Source organism: Vreelandella sedimenti, assembly GCF_013416325.1.
Taxonomy (GTDB): domain Bacteria; phylum Pseudomonadota; class Gammaproteobacteria; order Pseudomonadales; family Halomonadaceae; genus Vreelandella; species Vreelandella sedimenti.
In genome coordinates, this window is the sequence record NZ_JACCGK010000034.1 from 1 (window position 1) to 20,722 (window position 20,722).

Annotated in this window: 21 protein-coding genes; 9 read left to right on the forward strand and 12 right to left on the reverse strand. The window is 52.6% G+C overall.

The window, feature by feature from the left end:
- Nucleotides 1–140 precede the first annotated feature (140 nt).
- Together HZU72_RS22900 and HZU72_RS22905 are read left to right on the forward strand one after the other, a co-directional pair.
- A complete protein-coding gene (locus HZU72_RS22900; protein WP_180096243.1) occupies nt 141–329 on the forward strand; it encodes a hypothetical protein in 189 nt (62 codons plus the stop codon).
- Nucleotides 330–443: 114 nt separating this feature from the next.
- Complete coding sequence (locus HZU72_RS22905) at nt 444–1,019, forward strand: isochorismatase family protein (RefSeq protein ID WP_180096245.1); 576 nt, start codon at nt 444–446, stop codon at nt 1,017–1,019.
- A 60-nt stretch (nt 1,020–1,079) separates the two neighbouring features.
- On the opposite strand, the gene yaaA is transcribed toward HZU72_RS22905, so the two are convergent.
- Together yaaA and HZU72_RS22915 are read right to left on the reverse strand one after the other, a co-directional pair.
- Nucleotides 1,080–1,859, reverse strand: a complete 780-nt coding sequence (gene yaaA, locus HZU72_RS22910; RefSeq protein WP_180096247.1) for a peroxide stress protein YaaA — start codon at nt 1,857–1,859, stop codon at nt 1,080–1,082.
- 132 nt (nt 1,860–1,991) lie between these two features.
- Entirely contained in the window at nt 1,992–3,023 is a 1,032-nt protein-coding gene (locus HZU72_RS22915) for an NADP(H)-dependent aldo-keto reductase (RefSeq protein ID WP_180096249.1), read from the reverse strand.
- A 246-nt stretch (nt 3,024–3,269) separates the two neighbouring features.
- On the opposite strand from HZU72_RS22915, the gene HZU72_RS22920 reads away from it, so the two are divergent.
- Together HZU72_RS22920 and HZU72_RS22925 are read left to right on the forward strand one after the other, a co-directional pair.
- Complete coding sequence (locus HZU72_RS22920) at nt 3,270–3,764, forward strand: tetratricopeptide repeat protein (RefSeq protein WP_180096251.1); 495 nt, start codon at nt 3,270–3,272, stop codon at nt 3,762–3,764.
- Between the two features lie 34 nt (nt 3,765–3,798).
- Nucleotides 3,799–4,311 (forward strand): hypothetical protein, encoded by a 513-nt coding sequence (locus HZU72_RS22925; RefSeq protein WP_027957659.1) that lies wholly within the window; start codon nt 3,799–3,801, stop codon nt 4,309–4,311.
- A gap of 23 nt (nt 4,312–4,334) precedes the next feature.
- On the opposite strand, the gene HZU72_RS22930 is transcribed toward HZU72_RS22925, so the two are convergent.
- The 5 genes from HZU72_RS22930 to HZU72_RS22950 all read right to left on the reverse strand — a co-directional run bounded on the left by HZU72_RS22930 (nt 4,335) and on the right by HZU72_RS22950 (nt 6,763).
- A complete protein-coding gene (locus HZU72_RS22930; RefSeq protein WP_009288546.1) occupies nt 4,335–4,877 on the reverse strand; it encodes an LOG family protein in 543 nt (180 codons plus the stop codon).
- A gap of 63 nt (nt 4,878–4,940) precedes the next feature.
- Nucleotides 4,941–5,462: a DUF501 domain-containing protein gene (locus tag HZU72_RS22935; RefSeq protein WP_180096253.1), complete on the reverse strand. Its 522-nt coding sequence runs from the start codon at nt 5,460–5,462 to the stop codon at nt 4,941–4,943.
- A gap of 12 nt (nt 5,463–5,474) precedes the next feature.
- Nucleotides 5,475–5,777 carry a hypothetical protein gene (locus HZU72_RS22940; RefSeq protein WP_007111787.1) on the reverse strand — a complete coding sequence of 101 codons (303 nt, stop codon included), beginning with the start codon at nt 5,775–5,777 and terminating at the stop codon, nt 5,475–5,477.
- Between the two features lie 41 nt (nt 5,778–5,818).
- Nucleotides 5,819–6,226, reverse strand: coding sequence for an acyl-CoA thioesterase (locus HZU72_RS22945; RefSeq protein WP_180096255.1), 408 nt, complete (start codon nt 6,224–6,226; stop codon nt 5,819–5,821).
- Between the two features lie 105 nt (nt 6,227–6,331).
- A complete protein-coding gene (locus HZU72_RS22950; protein ID WP_133731079.1) occupies nt 6,332–6,763 on the reverse strand; it encodes a hypothetical protein in 432 nt (143 codons plus the stop codon).
- Between the two features lie 37 nt (nt 6,764–6,800).
- Here HZU72_RS22950 and HZU72_RS22955 point away from each other — a divergent pair, with 37 nt between their 5' ends.
- Entirely contained in the window at nt 6,801–7,967 is a 1,167-nt protein-coding gene (locus HZU72_RS22955; protein WP_180096258.1) for a MalY/PatB family protein, read from the forward strand.
- A 16-nt stretch (nt 7,968–7,983) separates the two neighbouring features.
- On the opposite strand, the gene HZU72_RS22960 is transcribed toward HZU72_RS22955, so the two are convergent.
- Both HZU72_RS22960 and HZU72_RS22965 read right to left on the reverse strand, forming a co-directional pair.
- Complete coding sequence (locus HZU72_RS22960; RefSeq protein ID WP_180096259.1) at nt 7,984–8,928, reverse strand: co-chaperone YbbN; 945 nt, start codon at nt 8,926–8,928, stop codon at nt 7,984–7,986.
- A gap of 195 nt (nt 8,929–9,123) precedes the next feature.
- Complete coding sequence (locus HZU72_RS22965) at nt 9,124–10,182, reverse strand: SDR family oxidoreductase (RefSeq protein ID WP_180096261.1); 1,059 nt, start codon at nt 10,180–10,182, stop codon at nt 9,124–9,126.
- Between the two features lie 140 nt (nt 10,183–10,322).
- On the opposite strand from HZU72_RS22965, the gene HZU72_RS22970 reads away from it, so the two are divergent.
- Together HZU72_RS22970 and HZU72_RS22975 are read left to right on the forward strand one after the other, a co-directional pair.
- The gene (locus HZU72_RS22970) at nt 10,323–11,258 is read left to right on the forward strand and encodes a LysR family transcriptional regulator (RefSeq protein WP_180096263.1); all 936 of its coding nucleotides are present in this window, start codon (nt 10,323–10,325) and stop codon (nt 11,256–11,258) included.
- Between the two features lie 48 nt (nt 11,259–11,306).
- Nucleotides 11,307–11,459 (forward strand): hypothetical protein, encoded by a 153-nt coding sequence (locus HZU72_RS22975; RefSeq protein ID WP_180096241.1) that lies wholly within the window; start codon nt 11,307–11,309, stop codon nt 11,457–11,459.
- 163 nt (nt 11,460–11,622) lie between these two features.
- Here the strand turns inward: HZU72_RS22975 and HZU72_RS24340 are convergent, their stop codons facing one another.
- Nucleotides 11,623–11,883: a beta-barrel domain-containing protein gene (locus HZU72_RS24340; protein WP_503660742.1), complete on the reverse strand. Its 261-nt coding sequence runs from the start codon at nt 11,881–11,883 to the stop codon at nt 11,623–11,625.
- 100 nt (nt 11,884–11,983) lie between these two features.
- On the opposite strand from HZU72_RS24340, the gene HZU72_RS22985 reads away from it, so the two are divergent.
- On the forward strand, nt 11,984–17,371 hold the full coding sequence (locus HZU72_RS22985) for an arginase family protein (protein ID WP_180096265.1): 5,388 nt from the start codon (nt 11,984–11,986) through the stop codon (nt 17,369–17,371).
- Nucleotides 17,372–17,637: 266 nt separating this feature from the next.
- Here the strand turns inward: HZU72_RS22985 and HZU72_RS22990 are convergent, their stop codons facing one another.
- Nucleotides 17,638–17,973 (reverse strand): YegP family protein, encoded by a 336-nt coding sequence (locus HZU72_RS22990; RefSeq protein WP_180096267.1) that lies wholly within the window; start codon nt 17,971–17,973, stop codon nt 17,638–17,640.
- A 467-nt stretch (nt 17,974–18,440) separates the two neighbouring features.
- Between HZU72_RS22990 and HZU72_RS22995 the strand changes: the two genes are divergently transcribed.
- Nucleotides 18,441–19,325 (forward strand): helix-turn-helix transcriptional regulator, encoded by an 885-nt coding sequence (locus HZU72_RS22995; protein WP_180096269.1) that lies wholly within the window; start codon nt 18,441–18,443, stop codon nt 19,323–19,325.
- 487 nt (nt 19,326–19,812) lie between these two features.
- Here the strand turns inward: HZU72_RS22995 and HZU72_RS23000 are convergent, their stop codons facing one another.
- Nucleotides 19,813–20,649 carry a hypothetical protein gene (locus tag HZU72_RS23000; protein WP_180096271.1) on the reverse strand — a complete coding sequence of 279 codons (837 nt, stop codon included), beginning with the start codon at nt 20,647–20,649 and terminating at the stop codon, nt 19,813–19,815.
- Nucleotides 20,650–20,722: the final 73 nt, after the last annotated feature.

Below are 20,722 nucleotides of genomic sequence, written 5' to 3' on the forward strand. Positions count from 1 at the left end.
CTCACCATAACGTGCGGTTTTCCGGCGTTTTTATGCCATATATAACAATAGCTTGTGCATTTAACATGGTATTGTTGCCACGCAGCATCTAGTATTATGTTGCATGTACCCAGCAGTAAAATCTCAGGAGGAGAAACAGTATGACGACGCAATTAGCTAAGAAGCTAGCCATCGCCCTTTTTATGGCTTTAATGGCAGGCGGACTGATCGCTTGTGATGATCAAGGACCTGCTGAAGAAGCGGGTGAAAGCATTGATGAAAGTGCAGAAGAAGCCGGAGAGAGCATGGAAGAGCTCGGCGAAGATATGGAAGAGGCGGCCGAGAACTAGGCTGAGCATTTGTTTATTGAGTTAGCCTAAGCAGTCGCTGTAAAGCGGCTGCTTTATTGTTTGTATCGCGCCTATTATGGTTAGCCTAAATAACGATAAAAATGAGGTGGCAACGTGCTACTACAATGCGATAAAAGTTTGCTGTTAATGGTCGATTTCCAGGCAGGTCTGCTTCCAGTGATTGATGGTGGTCAAGAAGCCGTTAATGAAGCGGTTTGGCTAGGTGAAATGGCGTGCATGCTTGAGGTGCCGGTATGGTTAACCGAACAGTCGCCAGAAAAACTGGGAGGATCCTCGGCATCACTGCTTGACTGCCTAAATGACTATCGGCTCTGGCAGAAACAGCATTTTGGGGCCATGGCGGAAACTGAATTTCGTGAAGCACTAAACGCAACGGGTAAAACACAGATTGTACTGTGTGGAACAGAAGCGCACATCTGCGTGCTGCAAACGGGTTTAGGGCTATTAGAGGCAGGCTACGAGCTGTATTGGCTAAGTGATGCCTCGGCCAGTCGCCGCCCGCAAGAGGCTGCGTTTGCCCGTGAGCGCGCCTGCGCGAGCGGTGCTGTGGCGGTGACGGCAGATATGGTGGCTTATGAGTGGCTTTACCGCTGCGATACAGCGCTGTTTAAAGAGGCGCACCAGCGCTTTTTAAAGCCGCGCGCGTCACGCCCCGTACGTTTTTTCTAGGCTTTATACGCAAACTGTCTGCGCTCGCCGACTATTCGTACAAACCCTAGGCCATTCGCTTTAACGATCGGCTTCTTTACGAGTGAAAACGAAGGTATCACCCTGGGATGCCGATGCATCGAAACGATAGCCTGCCACATCGAACGCCTTGAGTTCATCTGGATCGTTCACCTGTTCCTGGATAAGCCAAGCGCTCATCAGCCCACGCGCTTTTTTGGCGTAGAAGCTGATGATTTTAAAGGTGCCGTTTTTCTCATCTTTAAACACCGGCGTAATGATCCGGGCATTAAGCTGCTTGGTATCTACCGCTTTGAAGTACTCATTAGAGGCGAGATTAACCAACACGTTGGAGCCGCTTTCAGCAATGGCTTCATTGAGTGCAGGTGCCAGGGTGGGCTTCCAATAGGCATACAGATCCTTACCGGCACTGTTAGGCAGCTTGGTGCCCATTTCCAGACGGTAGGCCTGAATCAAATCCAGCGGTCGTAGCAAGCCGTATAGACCAGAAAGTATGCGCAAATGCGACTGAGCGTATCGGTTCTCCGCTTCGCTGAAGTTTTCTGCTTGCAGGCCGGTATAAACGTCACCCTGAAAAGCCTGTGCAGCGGGTTTGGCATTGCTCAGAGTGAAAGGAGGGCGCCACTCCTCAAAACGCGCCGCATTCAGGCCCGCCAATTTATCGCTGATACCCATGAGTTCGCTGATTTGCTGCGGCGAGTAGTCGCGCAAAATAGTGATAAGCGCTTGGCTGTGTTTCAGAAAATCGGGCTGTGTCACTTGCTCTGTAGTCGGTGGGGTTTCAAAATCCAGCGTTTTGGCGGGAGAGATAACGCTCAGCATCGCATGCTCCTGGTCGTGCCCTGATAAATAAAAGCCTGATATAAGTGGGCTCAGTATACCAAGCCTCGGCAAAGGCCGAGGCTATAGCGGTGATAGTCTTGTGAGAGTCGGCTGTTTTTTTAAGGGCTGTTGTTAAGGGCAGGGATTCGGCATACGGCGGTGAATATCTTCGATTGCCTCTAGCACTTCGTTGTCAAGCTTGAGGCTCTCGCTGGCAAGATTGCTTTCCAACTGCTCCATGGTGGTCGCACCAATGATATTGCTGGTCAAGAAGCTGCGAGAGTTAACAAACGCCAGCGCCATCTGCGCAGGGTCTAGCTCGTACTTTTCAGCAAGCTCAACGTAAGCCTGGGTGGCCGCTTCGGCTTCGGGCGAGGTGTAACGCTTGAAGCGCTCATACAGCGTCAAGCGACCCTTGGGTGGCTGCGCGCCATTCAGGTATTTACCTGAGAGTACCCCAAACCCTAGCGGTGAATAGGCAAGTAGGCCGACATCTTCACGGTGGGCAATTTCCGCCAAACCAACTTCAAAAGAGCGATTTAGAAGATTGTAGGGGTTTTGAATAGACGCCACGCGCGGTAAATCCAGCTTATCGGCAAGCTGCAGTGAGCGCATCACGCCCCAGGGCGTGTCATTAGAGAGCCCAATAGCCCGTACTTTGCCTGCATCAACCAGCTCTTTCAGCGCATCAAGCGTCTCTTCCAGCGGCGTCGCATCTTCGACTTCGCTATGAACGTAGCCTAGCTTGCCAAAGAAATTGGTTTGACGGTCGGGCCAGTGCAGTTGGTAAAGGTCAACGTAATCGGTGTTCAAGCGCTCCAGGCTTGTATCGATGGCCTGATGAATATGTTCACGGGTTAAACGCGGGCCACCCCGTATATGGTCAAGCCCTGGACCTGCGGCCTTGGTGGCTATGATCAGATCGTCCCTGGCGCCACGCTGCTTAAGCCAACTGCCGATATAGCGCTCAGTTAAGCCCTGGGTCTGGGCCATGGGCGGAACGGGGTACATTTCTGCGGTATCAATAAAATTGATGCCAAACGCCACGGCTCTATCAAGCTGTTCGTGGGCTTCAGCTTCGCTGTTTTGCTCGCCAAACGTCATCGTGCCTAAACAGAGTCGACTTACCTCCATGCCGGTTCTGCCAAGTGGGCGCGTTTGCATTTTTATCTCCTTACTAAGGCGGAATTGCCACAAGATAAGCCACCATTACCAGGCTGGTAAATGGCGTATGAGTGGCATGTTAGCGAGGCTCATTGCAAGCAGCAAATTAATGGGGTTGAGTCGTCGCAAAGGCAGGCGTATGCTTGCCAGCCCATCGACCGGCTAAAGGCCGGTTTCTCGTGTGGTTGGCAGCTATTTTTGTGACTGCTAGCCCAAGGTTCTAACAGACAGGCAGGGTGGTTTGCCATGCTGCAGGCATCAACGTTGTTTACTCGGCTAGAATTTCGCCTAGCTGAACGGCTGTTTCATAATCACTGGCTGTTGCCGCGTTCACCGCGCACCCAGCGTTTAACGATGCGCTTGTTTAAGCGCTGTGCGGAAGCGGGTCACCCAGACGCGCTCTCCGTTTACGGCCACATGCTGTTTCATCGCAGTCAGACGCCCCAGGACAAAGCGCGCGGAGCGCGGTACGTTCTGGAAGCTGCCCATGCCGGGGATGTAAAGTCACAGTACCAGGTGGCACAAATCCACGAACATGGCTGTGCCCAGTACCCGCGCCGTGAAGATTACGCGGTGACTTGGTACGCACGCGCCGCCCAGTCTGGGCACTATCTAGCTGCGGAGCGGCTTGCTCGCGCTTATCGCCTGGGTGAATTAGGCTTGGCGGTAGATGGCGAGCGTGCGGCTTACTGGCAGCGACAGGCGGATCAGCCGACACTGAATAGCGTGGCCGCCGCATGAAGCGTTACCGCGTTTTGATTGAGTGAGGAAGGTTGTGTCCGAGACGCTACCCACAGTGCTAGATATTGAAGCGTCCGGATTTGGGCGTGGCAGCTACCCTATTGAAGTAGGCATCGCCCGTGCTGATGGAAGCTGCTGTGCTTTTCTCATTCAACCGCTGGAAGAGTGGACGCACTGGGATCCCAAGGCCGAACTGCTGCATGGTATCTCCCGTGACCGGCTCATTCAGGAGGGCTACCCGGTACGCCAGGTCGCCCACTGGCTGAATGATGAACTGCGCGAGCTGGGTAAGGCGTACAGTGACAGCTGGGGGTACGACAATACTTGGCTGTCGCTGCTCTTCCATCATGCGGGTATGCTGCCGCGTTTTCGCCTTGAGGCGCTAAGAATTCTGCTTAGCGAAGAGCAGCAGGCAGTGTGGAGCGACACCAAAGAAGCGCTGATCGCCGAACAGGGTATTCACCGCCACCGGGCAGGTGAAGATGCCCGTTTACTGCAGCTTACCTATCAGCATACCCGCAAGCTCACCGAGCACCCGGGACGTTAGTAACTCTTCCCCCCTCTCCAGTTTTATAGCTGGGCTTCCAGCGCCTCGAGCAACTCATTGGGGGACGGTGCATCGAGCAGCATTTCGCGGGTGGGAGACGCCAAAAAGCCATGACTAACCGTGCTGTCTAAAAAGGTCAGCAGCGGCGAATAGAACTCGTCGATGTTCAGCAACCCCATCGGTTTTTCATGCAGGCCTAGATAGCCCCACGTCCATATTTCAAACAGCTCTTCCAAGGTGCCAATCCCGCCGGGTAAGGCAATAAAAGCGTCGGCGTTGGCCGCCATAGTGGCTTTGCGTTCGTGCATATTACGCACCCGAATCAGCTCACTTAAGCCAAAGTGGGCCTGTTCGCGCTCCACCAAGTGGTCGGGCATGACACCAATGACTTCACCACCGGCCTCAAGTGCTGCGTTAGCCAGCTCGCCCATCAGGCCAACGCGTGCCCCGCCATACACCAGCGTGTGGCCGCGTTCAGCGAGCGTGCGCCCCAGTTGATTGGTCGCCTGGCGGAAGGCAGGACTGTTACCTTCACGGGAGCCAAGATAAACGCAAATTCGAGCCATTCGTTTATTTCCTGTCGTTAAAAAATGAACGTAGCTAAAAAGAACACGAGATTACCCAGGGGCTTAGGGTAAACAGCGGTCTACCTGATAGTGCTCATCCATCCACTGCCCAATCACATTGTCACCGCAAAGGTGGTGGGCGTACTGGGTATGCAGGCAGCGTATCTGGTGCCAGTTGCTAATGCCGCCAATCCCGCGTTTGGTCATCACGTCGGTATAACCCAATTTAGCGACTTCTTCACGCTGAGTATCGCTCATGTAGTGCCAGCGGGCTGTCACATAGTCGCGATGGCTCTGTTGGTAAGCCTCAAGAAATTCTGGCTCTTCCTGTAGGCGTTGTTCGAGTGCTTTGATAACCCCAACGGCTTCGATGCGGGAAATCTCAACTTTCAGCACATCGGAACAGAGCCAATACAGGGTGGGGAAGGGTTTACCATCGACAATCGGCGCCATACGCAGTACTAGCGGTGTGCCTTCACCGTCGGTGGCGGCTACCGCTTCGATACCACGCGGTGCGCGGCCAAGCTGCTGGGCAATAATGGCGAGCTGACGTTCGTCAGGCGCTTGGTTGGTGCGTATCACCATTGGGTTGGTCTCTCACGAACGGTCGTCTTGAACAAATTTAGTCGAGCGGCCAACGGCACGGAAAAAGCAGCGATTGAGCTGTTCAGGCGACGCAACATAGCACCACGTCCGCTCACAGTATTCAGCGGCGCGTGCCATTAGAACGTCGTAAAGGCGATTGAAGGGGGCATCATAATCGTAGGGGTCGGCACCAAACAAGCGGATATGCGGATAGTCTGCAAAGCGCTCAATGAAATAGCGCTCAAGGTCAGCCTCCACGGCGCGATGCTGGGCGACGTTGTCAGGGTCTATCCAGAGGTTGTAGCGGATTGCCATTATAAGGCTCCTGTTGCCCCGGCAGCGCGGGGCAGCGTCTATCAGACGGGCTCAGGCGCGTCTTGAAGGTGTGACGTTAGTGCCTCGCGCAGGTCACCTTCAATGGGCATGGCGCACTTGGCCTGGTGGTCATACTGCACCATGACGGTATGCCCCAGGTTAGTGAGCTTGCCGTGCTGCCGCGCCTCTTGGGTCACTGTAAACGAGCTATTGCCTAACCGCGTTAAGTAAGTACGTATTTCGATATCGTGACCGTAAAACAGTTCAGCCCGGTAGTCGACTTCCATGCGCGCCATAATCAAGCGCCACTGCTTGGGGTTTAAATCAGGGGTAAAGAGTTTGAACAAGTCATTACGGGCAAGCTCAAACCACGCCGGCAGACGAGTGTTGTTAATGTGCCCTAAGGCGTCGGTATCGTAAAAGGCGGGCTCAATGGTACGGGTAAACATGGCTTGTCCTTTTTTGGAAATGTTATTAGAGATGCATGTTAGAAACGGGAAGTAGCAACGGCAACGTTCAGGATTAACCCAAGCAAGCGCTTGGTCAAGCGCCTGTTACACTAAACGCAGGCCTTGTTGGTCACGCCAGGCGGCTTCAAGGGCATCTTGCAGGGGCGCTTTCAAGTGCGCGGGAAGCGCCTCATGCGCCGCTTGCAGTGAATCAAACGAGCGGTTGCGTAGCCAGCAGTACGCCCAGGCGCAGGCTTCGGCGTCGCTATCGGGGGTCGGGCGAGCGGGCATTTGATTGAGCAGAAAGACCGCAGTGCGCGGCGCCCATAGCGGCATTTCACCGAGCTCATCTTGGCTCCACTGCTCCAGGGTAGCGCCGCTGGGCGTAGCGTCGGGTGTGCCTAATTTAGCTACCCGTGCTGTTTCGGCCAAAATGAGCGCTAGCTGATCCGTATTCGCTTGCCCAAGCGAGCGCCATTGCCGCAACAGCGCCGATAGCCCCGCCCGCATCTTGGTATAAAAGTCATCTTGCGGCATGCTTGGCATAACCCCTATTGAATGAGTGAGATTTTTCATGGCCTACGATTTTGCCACGCCTGTGGAGCGACGCCACCCAGAAGGTGGCTGGGCTTCGCAAAAATGGCACCGCTACGGCGACGACGTATTACCTCTTTGGGTCGCCGATATGGATTTTCGCTCCCCACCTGCGGTGATTGATGCACTGCAGGCGCGCGTGGCCCACGGTGTATATGGCTATGGCGAAGTGCCCGCTACGTTAACAGAAACCCTGTGCCAGTGGAGCGCCCACCACTATGACTGGCCCATTCAGCCGGAGTGGCAGCAGTGGCTGCCGGGCGTAGTGCCAGCTTTGCACCTGGCCGCGTTAGCGCTGACCGAGCCAGGCGACGGTGTCTTTACGGTGGCGCCGATCTACCCACCATTTTTAGAGGTTGCGAAGCGCACAGGCCGATTGCCCCAGCAGGCGATGCTGGCAGCGCCTTCAACCCCAAATGAGCCTTGGCAGCTCGATATTGCCGCCTTGGAGGCCGCTATTACGCCTCGTACGCGCTTGCTGCTATGGTGCCAGCCCCACAACCCTACGGGGCGTGTGTGGCGCCATGAGGAGCTTGCAGCGCTGGCTGAGCTAGTGGAGCGTCACGATCTCTGGGTGGTCTCCGATGAGCTGCACTGCGACCTGTTATTAGACGAAGGCGCCCAGCACCGCCCGTTAGTCGCGTCATTTCCTGAATTAGCGAAGCGCACCATTACGCTATGGGCACCTTCGAAAACCTTTAACCTGGCGGGCTTAACCAGCGCCTGCGCGGTGATTCCCGACCCCGCACTACGCGAGCGCTTTGCGGCGGCTACCAAAGGGCTATTCCCCGATGGCAACGTGCTCGGCATGGTCGCGTCGGAAGCAGCGTATCGACATGGCGAGCCGTGGCGCCAGGAGCTGTTAAGCGTGTTGCGTGAGCATAGTGGGACGCTGCAGGCGCGCGTAGCGGCTTGGCCGGGCGTGCGCTGGAGTGCGCCGGAGTCCACCTATCTAGCCTGGCTGGATATGCGCGAGGCAGGGTTAGGTGATGCGCCCTACAAGACGCTGCTGAAAGAGGTGGGGGTAGCGCTTTCGGACGGGGCTGCCTTTGGCTGCCCCGGCTTTGTGCGGCTTAACTTTGGTACCACCGCTTCCCAGCTGGAAGCGGCGCTGTCTCGTATGGATTCACTGCTGAAGCGGGATTGAAAGCCTTCAGAAGACCCTAGTACAGCATCGCAAAGAGTTTGCGGCGGTAAGCAACGGTCAGCGGGTGGTCGGCGCCCAGGGCGTCGAATACCTGCAGCAGCGTTTTACGCGCCGCGTCATCGTTATAGGCGCGATCCTGTTTCATCAGCGCCAGCAGCGCCTCCAGCCCTTCATCATAATGACCGTCGGCCACTTGGCGCAGGGCGCGCTGGTACTGCGCTTCGCTATCGGTACGATCGCCCAGGGCCGCAATCTCTTCGGCTGAGAGTGCCTGCTCGCTAAACTCGATGCTGGCGCGTACGCCACGAGCGGGAGCCGCATCGCGCTCTTCCGGGGGCAGATTATCGAGTACTTCACGGGCTTCGCTGCCACGCCCTTCGGCCACCAATACCCGAGCGAAGGCTATCTGGTAAGCGTAGTGTTCGGGGTATTGTCCCATCAGGGTTTGATAAATCTCACGGGCAGCGGCGGTGTCACCGGCTTTAAGCGCTTCTTCCGCCTGCTCTTCAGGGGTGGGGGGCGCTTCGCCGGGGGCGGGGAAGTAGCGGTTGAGCCACTCGCGCACTTCTTTCTCCGGCAGTGCACCCTGGAATCCATCCACCAAGCCGCCTTGGCTAATCAGCTTCACATCGGGCACTGAACGCACGCCCAGTTGGCCGCCGATTTCGGGGTTTGCTTCAATATCGAGCTTGCCGAGCAGGAAAGCGCCCGCGTACTCAACCACCAGCTTATCCAGCACCGCGAGGAGAGTGCTGCTGTTTGCGTTGGACGGCGAGTAGCAGCCCAATAGCACCGGCACCTGCATGGACGCTTCAAGCACCTGTTGAATATTGCCAGCATTGAGCTCGATAATGACATCTTCAGGGCGCACCGCCGCCTGTTCAGCGTTAGGCGCGGTAGCGTCAGCACTTCCGGTATCCGCCGTAAGCGGTTTACCTGAGCGGGGATCAATAATCTGCATGGGTAGACTCGGCATCAAAAAATGAACAATAGTTCCCCATGATATGCAGGCATGTCTCGGCGGATTCAAGGAAAAGGAGGGAAATAAAACTTACTGCTAGTGGGTTTCAAGCTGCGTGAACCTGATAAAGCAGAAACAGGGCGCGGTTAGGCGCCCTGGTGGAGCTACTATTTTTGGCATTGTTTCTGAAATTGCTTAAGGAATGATGCGCTCTGCGCGGAGGCGAGCGAACAGATCGAAAAACACTGCGCGTGTTTCGCGGAAGTGGTCAAAGCCAAAGTCACGGGACTTGGTGACGTCGTTGACGCACTCAAGCTCGCGCCCCAGGTCGGCATCGGTGTGCCACCAGGAAGCCAGTTGGGTGACATCGGTTTCAACGAGTTCGTTTTGCTCGGCAATCTCAGCCCAGGTAGGCGCAATTTCGGCCATTTGCTTCTCTAGCGGCTGTGGTGTTTCTGGGCAGTCTGGTACCTCAAGCTCAAAGAACTCACCGATTTCACGCCACAGTCGACGCCAGCGGAAAACATCGCCATTGACCGTGTTGAAGGCTTCATTATGAGCACCGGGCGTCGTGGCTGCCCACTCTAGCTGCCGTGCCAGTACCAATGCATCGGTTAGGTCGGTCAACGCGTTCCACTGCATCTGCGAGCCAGGAAAGATGAACGGCTTGCCCGTTGCTTTGCAGATAGAGGCGTAAACCGCCAGCGTCACGCCCATGTTCATGGCGTTACCGCGGGCATAGCCGATGACCGTGTGCGGACGGTGCACGTTCCAACTGAAGCCGTCCCGCTCCGCCGCCGCGAACATGATGTCTTCGAGGGTGTAGTAAAAGTTCTCGCCGGGTACGCGGGGCGCCGATTCACGAAACGGTGTCTCGGTCTTGCCGCTGCCGTAGTTCTCGAAAGCACCCAGGTATTGCTTGGTGCCGGTCACCAATGAAACATGCGCCAAGCTTGCGCCCTGTAGAGCATCGAGCAGGTTGTGCATCATCGTACCGTTGGCCTCGACATTGGCCTTTTCATTGTCACGGCGCACCCAGGTGCAATAGAAAACATGGGTGATGGGTAGCCCCGTCAGTGCTTCGGCCGTGGCCGCACGGTCTAGCAGGTCAGCAACTACAGGGATGACCCCCGCTTGATCAGAGGGGCGTCGAGATAATCCATAGACACTCCACCCGCTAGCGGTGAGGTAGCTTGCTAGGTTACCGCCGGTAATACCGGTAGCGCCGACGACCAATGCGGTGCCTTTGCGCATGGTTAACTCCTTTTGCAGACAAGATTTTCGAAACGGGCCAAGAAAATGCTCTTTGTGCCCGATGAAAAGCAGTCTGGTCGCCAATAATCATTGCTACAATTGGAAAAATCGCAAATCTTTATTGCGTCAGGAGCAACTCTATGGATCTCAATGCGCTACGCATCTTTGAGCGCGTCGCCGCGACAGGAAGTTTTACCGCCACGGCACGCCACTTTCATCGCGCCGTGTCGTCTGTCTCGCGTCAGATTGCCTCTTTAGAGGAGGCGCTGGGCCAGCAGTTGTTCTATCGCCACACACGGGCCGTGACGCTGACCGAAGCGGGGTGGCGCTACTATCAGGAAGTTCGCGAGATACTTGAACGACTCGACCTGGCGACGGAAGCGCTAACTGCTCCTAATACAGTGCCTAGCGGCGTACTGCGCCTCAATGCTCCCGTGGCTTTCGGCCAGCGCCAAATCGTGCCGATACTGCATCACTTCCAGCGCCGCTACCCGGCGATCAAAGCCGAACTGATGCTGACCGATCAACTGACCGACCCTGTGCGCGAGGGCATCGATATTACCTTTCGTGTTGGTGAGCTGGCCGATTCAACGCTAGTCGCGCGCCGACTAGCGTCAATGAACTATGTTGTGGCTGCCGCCCCGGCCTATTTGCAGCGTTGCGGTAGGCCCAACACCCCAGATGACCTTGAACACCACGACTGCTTGCTCTACCAGGGCGAAATGGGGCGTCAGCGCTGGTACTTCAACCATGCCGAGCAGCCGCAAGCCTTCGCTTACAAAGTCGACGGTAGCCTGTATAGCAACGATGCGGAGAGCCTGGTGCGAGCAGCGCTAATGGGGCAGGGGCTGGTGATGTTTCCCACCTGGTTGATCGCTGACGAGCTGGCCTCGGGCACATTGCTACCCGTGCTCGAAGCGTGGCGATGTGAAGTCGTGCCGGGCAGGCGCGATATCCACGTGCTTTACGCCCAGCGTCGGCTACACACCCGTAAGGTAAGCGCTTTTCTGGATCACCTTTTTGAGATGGTTGGATCTACACCAGATTGGGATCGCTGGCGTGGGCGTCAGGATTAGAGCCGATAATGGTTATGGTAGAATTAGTTAAGCAAAGGAGGAGTGGGCATGGTAGATACTACTCATAAACATCATGATGCCGGCTATAAGGAGTTGTTCAGTTATTCGGAGTTCGTACAGCAGTTGATCGAAGGCTTTGCACCCGCCGACATCTTCGGCTACCGCCCCAGTCGCTTTATCCATCGGAATGGGCTCTACTAGTTAGTGACGCTTCCTCAGTGCGAAAATGCTGCGCCTCCAGCTGGTACAGGTCTGCCAGTATTTGATCGCCGCTTTCCTTCAACACGATATCACTGATTACCAGTTCCTTCCCTGGATGAGATGTCTGAGTACATTTAACCCGCAACTGCGCATGCAAAAACCATCAATCTTCACGCATGGCACGGGCCAACATGTCGGTGATGGGTTTGGCCAAGTAGCTTGAAAAACTTCTTTCACCTGTACGCAGCATCACTTCAGCTGGCATACCAGCGAGCAATTTCATTGTTTCGGTCATGTTTTCTTGCCCTTCAGTGGTGACGCGAAGGCGCACCTTGTAATAGCGGGCCCGGGTCGCCTCATCCTCGAAACTGTTGGCACTTACATGGATAACCTCGCCGTCGATGACGGTTATGAGACTGATGATATAGGGACAGTTATTTTGTCCTTAAATAGCATAAAATTGCTTTAAACCTTATGATAGAGCGGTTTTCGGCAAATGCCGCTTCTGGACGTAAGGTGCATTAATGTCACAAGAGGTCGTGGGAAATTGTCACAGCAAGCAGCTGGAAGCGGTGACCGTCAGTCTCGGGAAGCGGTATCGCAAGCTAGTAGCATGGGCGAATCAAAATGGCTTGCTGGATGTGCTCCAGGTTATTTATTACGCCCTAGGGCTAAGCCCCCGCAATGATGCGATTGCAAATTTGGTACGGGAGTTCTCACACCCTGAGTCCGTCGAGGCTCTGTCTGTTTGGGCGGGTGACCCAGTCGTCGACGAGCTGAAGCGGTTTGTTGATACATTTAATGCTTCTCACCACATTTCTCGTGAATATCCTGTCGCGGCCCACGTCGGTGATGTAGAGCAAAATAAGCGTCAGTTTCAGGAAGGTGGAGTCACAAATAAAACCTTCCTGATCACTTTGATTACCAATCCCCAGGCACCGGCAAGTAACGAACAGCTTTTGTTTTGGCGCCGCCTATTGCGGTTATGGCTGGTCGTACATGCGTCGCATCGTATTGCCCATCAAAAATGTATCGCGGATCGTAATATTAGCGATGCGGCGAGATTTATGACTCTCGGTCCCTACGATGAAAAGTGGCGGATTATAGACACGTTATTGCGGCGGTGCCGTAGTTTTGTTGGTGATCACGAACCTGCGCTGGAGCGTGTTAACGACGCGTTCATTTTTGCTGTCAATGAAATACGGCTAGATTACTCAGACAGCAGAGCGGTTAATCGTTTTTTTAATTCGATTACCCGTATTGCGCGCAACGAAGTGGCTCCCATCAATAATGAGGCCACGGCACCACTATTAAGTATTGATCGATTTGTAAAGCCTGCTGTCTCGGTAGTCCGACACGTTGAAGAGGGCGAAGACACCGAATATCAGTTTTATGCCTATCAGCCCGAGCCGGGATCGGAGCTAGATCCAGAAGAAGATGAAGGCACTTATGTTGCAACAGTTGATCCTTCAGAGAGTAGCGCCGAGCAGCGATTGGCGAGCCGCAGCTATTTTGTGCAAACGGCGGAAGCGTCGCATTTCTTGCCATGGAGTTGGGAAAAGCTTTTACCACCAGAGAAAGAGATTTTGCTGGGCTGGATAGACCAGGGGCTTTGCTCCTCTGACCCAGTCGATCAGCTCGGTGCCGTGATGGTTTGGCTGTCAGTCCGATTTTCGCGTTCCCTTCATTTTACTGTGCAATTTCGGATTGATGATGCCCACGGAGATGAATGGACGTTGGCACAAGATTTTTCCTCTATTGCGCGGACATCTCCGCGGCGGGCGAATGCTTGGCAAGGTAGTGGCAAAGCATTTGAGTATATCCGCCCGTTAGAAGAGACGCTTGCCATTGAGCTACCTGCCCAAATAACCAATGTTCTTCAGCAGAGGGCCAGCCAGATAAAAACCTCTCTGGCTATGCTAGGCGATCTATGGGAAGACGCACTCCCGCTGGAGCGTTGGTTTTATCAGCAGGCACAATTACATTTTCCCCGCGTAACGAGCGCTAAGCTGGCACATGTTTGGGGGCAGGTTGTGTTTGATAACGCTCAAGATCCGCATTTGTCGCGACTATTAACCGCTCACCCCAATGCGGGGCTGCCTGGTGCATCCAGCTATGCAACATGGGATATCACCGCTATCGAAACAGGGCTGGCTCTGCCTCTGACCGCTTCTAGACCTTTTCCGCCCAGCGTCAATCTCATAGGTAGCCGCCTTTCACCGATAACGTCCTTATTGCGGCAAGAGATAGTAAAGGCTCGAGCTACCGTCGAAGTGAGCGCAGAAGCAGGGTTCATTCACTACCATAATGCACTGGCCCAATACTGTGTGATGGGGCTCTATGCAGCTTCGGGTGGCCGATTCCTCAGAGATCCATTTGAGTCACTGCAGCATTTTAATATCTCAGCACGCTACTTATATCTGAACGATAAAATGGATCAGGGACGTCGAAGCAGTCGAGTGGTGCCACTGCCCACTCGGGCCATCGAGCTTGTGCAGTGCTATATCAACCATTTGCAGTCACTGGCTACAGCGCTAGTTGATGTCAACACTGCGCTAGCTGATGAAATACACAAAGCACTGGCAGGTGAGGGCACATCTGCCCTTCCGTTTTTCTTCTTACTAGATGAGAGCCTGGTGTGGAATTCCATGTCGACCATGGATTTACCCAGTGTGCCCTTATTTCAATGGCCCTTGCCCAGCAATGTGTTCCGCCATCGCTATGCTCAACAATTACGCTATTTAGGCGTACCCGCAGAAATAGTAGACGGCTGGATGGGGCATGCGGAACGGAGTGTGGCGACCTACGGGGACTACTCGCCGCGTTGCTGGAGAGACGATGCTGACGCCTATGCTAGTGCCGTCGAGACCGCGTTCAATGACCTGGGGTTCTCGCTTCCGGCTGCGCCTTCGACACTACCTTCGGCGCCTCTTAAAGCCCCCGATGGTGTTGGTGACATTCAAAAAGCATCAACCACGCGACTTTTTGGGCAACGCCTACGAGAAAAAGAGCGTCGTCACACGATTAAACGCGAACACGAAAGAGCTTATGCGGATATTGGCGTTTATTTGGGGCATAGGACACTGTCAGGTATTCAACAAGCAGACGTCGATACGTTGGTTCAGCGCATGCTGCACCGGAATAATTCAGTCATACATCCTTATGCGTCACTACGCCTTTCGGTTTTGCTGCGACGCTTGGAAGAAGCAGGTAGTCGATATCAATACGTCATTAACAAGCGCGTCGCTGAAGCCTCAGCAGAGAAATCACTCGTAACGGCACAAGCTGTTAAGGCCATTTCGTTATTACCGAGCCTTGAGCTTTGGGCAGAGAGTCTTCGTAAAAAGGGGCTGAAAGCGCAGTTTTCCAAGCTCGGTGCACTGAGCGTCGGCGCGTTGTTGTTATGCTTGGAAAAGCGCATCAGCTATCAACGTATGTTGTTTGATGTGGCACGAGGGCGAAACTACCGACTTATTCAGCATCGGCAAGATTATCTTCTGGAGTATAGTGAAAGCCTAGACGTGACGAACCACCGTGCCCCCGTTCAGCGGCACCGAATTAGCTATAAAACGGCGTCTTTGTTGGCGGCCGGGCAAGGCATTCAAAAAGAGGTCGATCTCAGCCAAGTCAGGTTCCCCGACAATTTATTTCCTCCTCCAGAACCACTGAAAGCAGGCTTGCCGAATGTAACGGAGGCCAATGTTCAAGCGGTATTGTCCACGCTGAGTGGGCTGATTAGCCAAGCCAATTTACTGACGCTACCCGGCGTGGTTGCTGGGGCATTAGCAGGGCGTATACCCTCGACAAGCCTACCGTTAGTCGATGAATTGCGCATTCGAGATGGCGTAAGGTTAGCGTTTCCTTCCAACAATGACGCGCTCGACAGCGAAGAGCTGAATTTATCGACTAATGTGACGCCTGGCTGGCGGAATATCAGTAACGTCGAGCAGCAAGAAAATGCGAATCGGCTTTATGCTGAGGTGCAAGACGTTTTAAAAGGGTACACGAAACGGCAATCGCGACGGGCGGCGTCACAGCTTGACAAGTTATCTAAAGGATACGAAAGGCAGGTGAGTGCTTGCGTCATACTGCTAGTTCGTTGGATAAGCTTCCTCATGCGGCGGGGCAAAGTCGGAAAGCAAAACTACTATGCACAAAGCTCATTAACGCGCTATTTCTCTTCATTAAAGACGGCATTCGCTGAGTTTGGCTACCAAACAAATCTAGTCGATCACGATGAAGAGGAAGTGACGGCGCTTTATGCGAAAATGCTGACATTTGTGGAGCTGGCATCCCAAGATGCAACATATTTTAGCCATCGGTTACGCGATTTTCATTCCTGGGCTGAAACGTTAGGAGTGGCAAGCCCCGACTGGCAAGAGCTATCAGTAGAGGATGATCGGCGCAGCGTGCGTCCAGGTATGTTGGTACAAAACGAGTACCTAGGGTGTCAGACCGCGCTACTCGCGAAATGGAAACACCATAGCGATGAAAAATTTTTGCTACTAGGCTTCGTGTTATTACTCACTTTTCGCTTTGGTTTACGAGCACAGGAGGCGATTGGACTCCAGCGTAACGATTGGTGTGAGTATCAAAGCACACGTTGGGTACTGGTACGCGATAATCTCCAGCGTAAACTAAAAAGTCTGTCGAGCCGCCGCGCGGTTCCTTTGCTTTTTGCACTGGATGAAACAGAGGAAAACATCCTCCAGCATGTTTTTAGCCGTTTTACCTTATTGGCAGGTAATGACACAAAACGACCTATCTTGTGTGAGATTTACGAAAGCCAGACGCGGTTGATCTCTTGGGCGCTGCAGGTCAGTCCGGTTTTAATTCAGTTGCTTCGTCATGGGACATCAAGTGACGGATTGACGCTGCACCACTGTCGGCATGCTTTTTATAATACCCTTGCGCCTTCTTTATTCGGTATGCAAACAGCGCTAACCCGGTCGGTCACTGATGGTGTCGATGCGCGAGCAATACGCCAACAAGTATTGGGCGCCAATCACTCCGTATCACGTCGTAGCGGCATGGCAATGGCTAGGTTGATGGGCCACCAGCACCCGCGTATTGGTTTGTTGAACTATAGCCACTGTTTGTTTGACTGGGCTGATCAGCTAACGCCCGTGCGTCATCAGCGGGCCAGAAAAATTGCTGGTGTTCTACACACTGACGACTTGTTGCGCCTCAAAGCCCCGGAGCTTGATCAAGTCGATTTTACCGTGCGGTATGCAGCGTTAAGCTTCATGACTCTCTGGAAACTGCTGCGGTTTGTAGGGCTGGGCATGAGCTATGAGCGTGCAGGACGACAAGTGAATATCAGACCAGAAGACGTTGATGTGATTGCAAAAGTAGTTCGTCAAGCCGAATTACATATGCGGTTCAAGCTTAGAAATAATAGTGATAGCTGGGTTAATGGAGAAAGCCATCCCCATATTTTCTTAAGAAGCTTAGGCGAAAAAGCATGGCGCCGTTTTTTTGAACATATTGAAAAGGTGAAGGACAGGGACTTAGTTGATAAAGGCGACTATGTGAGCTTAAGTGAATTACCTTTTTTAATTAGCAAAAATCGCCAGCTGTTAATCAGCCACGAACAGCACCTGAGGCTAGTTATGAAGGCGTTTTTACTTTTTGGTGTACCTAGGGAGGACATACAAGTCGCTTCTAGGAATATACCAAAAGCTATCAGTGATGCATTGAAAGAAAATGGGTTGTATAAAAAAGAAGCTGCAAGCGGCTTCCAGATCGATCCGTTTCCCATTGTGGTAGCGGGCGTATTGGATCGTCGTCAGCAATACGCGGCCCTTCGCCTCAACAGGTTATCGGTTGGTATCGTGCGCAATAGCCATGAGCTCGCCGTTGCGGTTTTGGCATGCGGCCTTTTCGGGGCAATATCCCCCAATACTAGTTAAATAGTTGTAAGCACTCTATGAACCCAGCTATCCAAGCTAAGTTGCGGTTATGCAGATCTTATTGTAACCGAAGAACTGGCTGTGTAGTCGACTTCACCCAGCGTTGCCCATGCCCCATAAGCGATCTATAGCCTGATGGGAACAGCCAAGGCTAGCGGTCGCTCGTCTGAAGCGAACTTGCATAGACGGGACTTGTGATCACATACAAAAATGCCGCCTTAAGAGTAAGGCGGCATTAGCAAGTACTGGTTACCAGTTGGGACGGCCTAGGTCAGATCCGACACCGGTGCTGAAGGGCCGTTCGTTTTCACAGAGAAGATTCCAGCATCCCTTGAGCTTGTCGAGGAGTACATCTGACTTGCCCCGATAATTTGGCCATTAGAAGCCTTGAGAACAAAATAAGGGCTTCCGCTAGTCGATGTTTTCCGCTCGTAATACTGGTCAAATGGACTATGCTGTCGAACTGAGCCGACGCCGTTCTGGGCACCAGCTTTGTTTTGGTACCCCTCGCTTTGCAGAATGATCTCGCCATTTCCTGCTTTAAGTCGAAAATAGTACTGTGAGTTAAGAGTGCTACGGAAAATTTCGTACTTAGCGGGCATATTAACGTGTCTCCTTTCGAACGCCTTTAAATGGACGGTTATCGGATTTCACATCCATGAAACGCCCGGTTTCGGTACTGCGCTTCACCCATGTGCCGTTGCTCATTTGAGTTTGAGATCGTTGGCGTACTGCGCCTACTCGCTTGTTGTCGCCATATGGACGATTGACTGCCATGACTGCCCACCTCTTTAGATCAGTCGTTTACATATTCGCCATACAGCAGTAGAATGCCCGCCGTTCAGAGCTGCTCTCTACTGCCAATGGCAGTTCAGGTGCGCTAATTAACCCGATCAGCACAATGTTGTTCGGGTTTTTTAGTGCACATCGCCCATGGTAATCAAAATGATGCGAGTCGTCAATATGATCGCTAGCGTCAATATTGTTTGCACCTTGGGCGTGCCCATCCTATATTGGGCTAGGTGTGAAGGTAGCCCGCTTGGCTTTAAGTACATTAGGGAGAGGGGATATGAACATAGCGCCATTTGAAGGCGTCCCTGGTCAACAGCTGGAAAGGTTAGCGCATATTGAGTTTTTGGTTTATTTCACCGGGAAAGTCACTCGCAAAGACATCATGTCTCGATTTGGTGTGAGTTCAGCGGCGGCCACCCGCGACTTGAGCACCTACATTGATAGCGCTCCAGATAACATAGTGTATGACCCAAGGCAGAAGCATTATGTGGCAACAAACAAATTCCAGTGCTTGCTGCCTCTCTCGGCGGAGAAGTGTCTATCCACGCTTACCAGCGGTTTTGGTGACGTTATGGATGGTCTTGAAGACTTTCGCTGCGCCTATCACATCGTCCTCGAAGAGCCTGAGCTAGACATTACAGCCACGTTCTCACGGGCCATTTCGTTGGCTAGGCCAGTGGAAGTCGAGTATGTTTCGACATCGAGTGGATTCTCAACCCGCGTAATCTGTCCGCATTCGTTAATGAATAATGGGTTGAGATGGCATGTCCGTGCTTATGACAGGAAAAGAGAAAAATTCTCGGATTTCGTGCTGAATCGAGTGGTATCCACTAAATTGCTTTATAAAGATGTGTTTAAGAAAAATGAGGTGTTGGATAAAGATATTGATTGGGTTGAAGAAGTTGAGTTAGTTATTCAGCCTCACCCACGCCTGCCAAAGAATAGCCAGTGGGCAGTAGAAAAAGAATTTGGAATGGAAGATGGCTTACTCATAAAAAAGGTGCGAAAAGCACAAGCAGGCTACCTTCTCAATAGTTGGAATGTTGATTCGACTGTTGGTGCTGAGCTGAAAGGTCGTCACGTTTTTCTCCACTTGAAAAATGCTGAAGCCCTCGAAAAAATGAAGATTGACAGCCTCTTTTTAGCACCAAGTTTGGATTAGGATTGAGTCAGGAAAGGAGTTAGAGGCCTACCTAGCTTTGCATAAAGGTATCCTTCAAAGTAATACTGCTGAGTGATAAGTCGGCTCGGTTTCCGAGGCAGCTAGGTGTTTCGCTACTGTTTTTTTATCGGATTTGGCCGGGTCTGTGCAGGCAGCATTGATCTCGGTATAAATGATTAGGGCTTGATTAAGAGGGCCATATCCCATAGCTTCTTATCCGTATCGGCTTGGATGGCCCGCTTGGCGAAGTTGATCTGTACGCTTCGTTGTAGCACCCCGGACGCTTGGCTCCGCCGCCGATTTACAAGAGGTGTCCTGAGAACCCAGTTGGTCAGCTCTCAGCGAAATCGACTGCTTGCGCTTTGGCCCTAGTTTACTATTCAAGCTACACCAATTTCGTCCAGTGAGTTTCTAGTTGCCACTGGCCGATCCATTCTCAAAGCGGATCTGCAGTATTCTAGCTTAGCATATCCCAATCGCTGTGGTATTAGGTAAGCTCAAAACCTTCCGTGTCTAAGAGCTTGTCATCTATCATCAGCGTATCAAGCGTATATGTCGATTTTTGACTCGTGTTATCTGTCGTTTTCGTTGCTGTGAATCGAACAGGCATATTTTTAAAAGCCGCCTCACTGATGATTGTAAGGAGGTCCGGGTGGGCCACTTTGAATTTACGGACATCCCCAGTTTTTTGTAAGCTCTCCTGAATTGTCAGAATATATGCTTCATTCCGACTGTTTGAATAGCCATCGGCTAATCCAGCCCCGTCAATGGAGCTAGATGTTGTAGTCCGTTTTTCTGGTGTCATAAATTCGCTATCAACGCATAGAAGAGGAGTGTTCTCTGGAGCGTCGATTAGGCTAAATCCATCTGGGATTTTCGTATTTCCCCATTTGGTTAAAAATAGCTCTTGGCGCTCGTCTAAAGCCTCCACCTTTTCTGGATCTAGCCAAGGCACAGCTTGCTGTTCTTGAAATAGATCGCCGTCTGGCAGCATTTTTTGAACGATATGAATAGCTAACGATCGAGATTTTTGTATTATTTCTAATGTCGTTTTTTTATCCAGTGAGGCCTCTAGAAAGAAGACCACGCCAGCGTTTTTGGGGGTGTGGTCTGTTCCGAATATGACATGGTCATGAAGAATGGAGACGCCGTATGTGGCGCCGATTTCATTGTTAATGGTTGAGGAGACATAGCTGACGAGTTTGTTTATCGCAGGGTTGCTGATTCTGTCTTCATAATATTCAAGGTGGTTCTCATGTACGCTTTTAATGGCGGCTGAGTTGGCGGCAAGGATGAATATCTGATTTTCTTTTAACTGCGACACGTCTTCCCCTTTCTCGCTTTAATGGATATGTAATAGTTTAAACTAAGTGAATCCGCATAAGTTATGGTGTATA

What these genes read in the sequence shown, in the direction of transcription:
- HZU72_RS22900 (WP_180096243.1), top strand. Translation starts at nt 141, where the DNA reads ATGACGACGCAATTAGCTAAGAAGCTAGCCATCGCCCTTTTTATGGCT.
- yaaA (WP_180096247.1), bottom strand. Translation starts at nt 1,859, where the DNA reads ATGCTGAGCGTTATCTCTCCCGCCAAAACGCTGGATTTTGAAACCCCA.
- HZU72_RS22915 (WP_180096249.1), bottom strand. Translation starts at nt 3,023, where the DNA reads ATGCAAACGCGCCCACTTGGCAGAACCGGCATGGAGGTAAGTCGACTC.
- HZU72_RS22920 (WP_180096251.1), top strand. Translation starts at nt 3,270, where the DNA reads ATGCTGCAGGCATCAACGTTGTTTACTCGGCTAGAATTTCGCCTAGCT.
- HZU72_RS22930 (WP_009288546.1), bottom strand. Translation starts at nt 4,877, where the DNA reads ATGGCTCGAATTTGCGTTTATCTTGGCTCCCGTGAAGGTAACAGTCCT.
- HZU72_RS22935 (WP_180096253.1), bottom strand. Translation starts at nt 5,462, where the DNA reads ATGGTGATACGCACCAACCAAGCGCCTGACGAACGTCAGCTCGCCATT.
- HZU72_RS22940 (WP_007111787.1), bottom strand. Translation starts at nt 5,777, where the DNA reads ATGGCAATCCGCTACAACCTCTGGATAGACCCTGACAACGTCGCCCAG.
- HZU72_RS22945 (WP_180096255.1), bottom strand. Translation starts at nt 6,226, where the DNA reads ATGTTTACCCGTACCATTGAGCCCGCCTTTTACGATACCGACGCCTTA.
- HZU72_RS22950 (WP_133731079.1), bottom strand. Translation starts at nt 6,763, where the DNA reads ATGCCGCAAGATGACTTTTATACCAAGATGCGGGCGGGGCTATCGGCG.
- HZU72_RS22955 (WP_180096258.1), top strand. Translation starts at nt 6,801, where the DNA reads ATGGCCTACGATTTTGCCACGCCTGTGGAGCGACGCCACCCAGAAGGT.
- HZU72_RS22960 (WP_180096259.1), bottom strand. Translation starts at nt 8,928, where the DNA reads ATGCAGATTATTGATCCCCGCTCAGGTAAACCGCTTACGGCGGATACC.
- HZU72_RS22965 (WP_180096261.1), bottom strand. Translation starts at nt 10,182, where the DNA reads ATGCGCAAAGGCACCGCATTGGTCGTCGGCGCTACCGGTATTACCGGC.
- HZU72_RS22970 (WP_180096263.1), top strand. Translation starts at nt 10,323, where the DNA reads ATGGATCTCAATGCGCTACGCATCTTTGAGCGCGTCGCCGCGACAGGA.
- HZU72_RS22975 (WP_180096241.1), top strand. Translation starts at nt 11,307, where the DNA reads ATGGTAGATACTACTCATAAACATCATGATGCCGGCTATAAGGAGTTG.
- HZU72_RS22985 (WP_180096265.1), top strand. Translation starts at nt 11,984, where the DNA reads ATGTCACAAGAGGTCGTGGGAAATTGTCACAGCAAGCAGCTGGAAGCG.
- HZU72_RS22990 (WP_180096267.1), bottom strand. Translation starts at nt 17,973, where the DNA reads ATGCCCGCTAAGTACGAAATTTTCCGTAGCACTCTTAACTCACAGTAC.
- HZU72_RS22995 (WP_180096269.1), top strand. Translation starts at nt 18,441, where the DNA reads ATGAACATAGCGCCATTTGAAGGCGTCCCTGGTCAACAGCTGGAAAGG.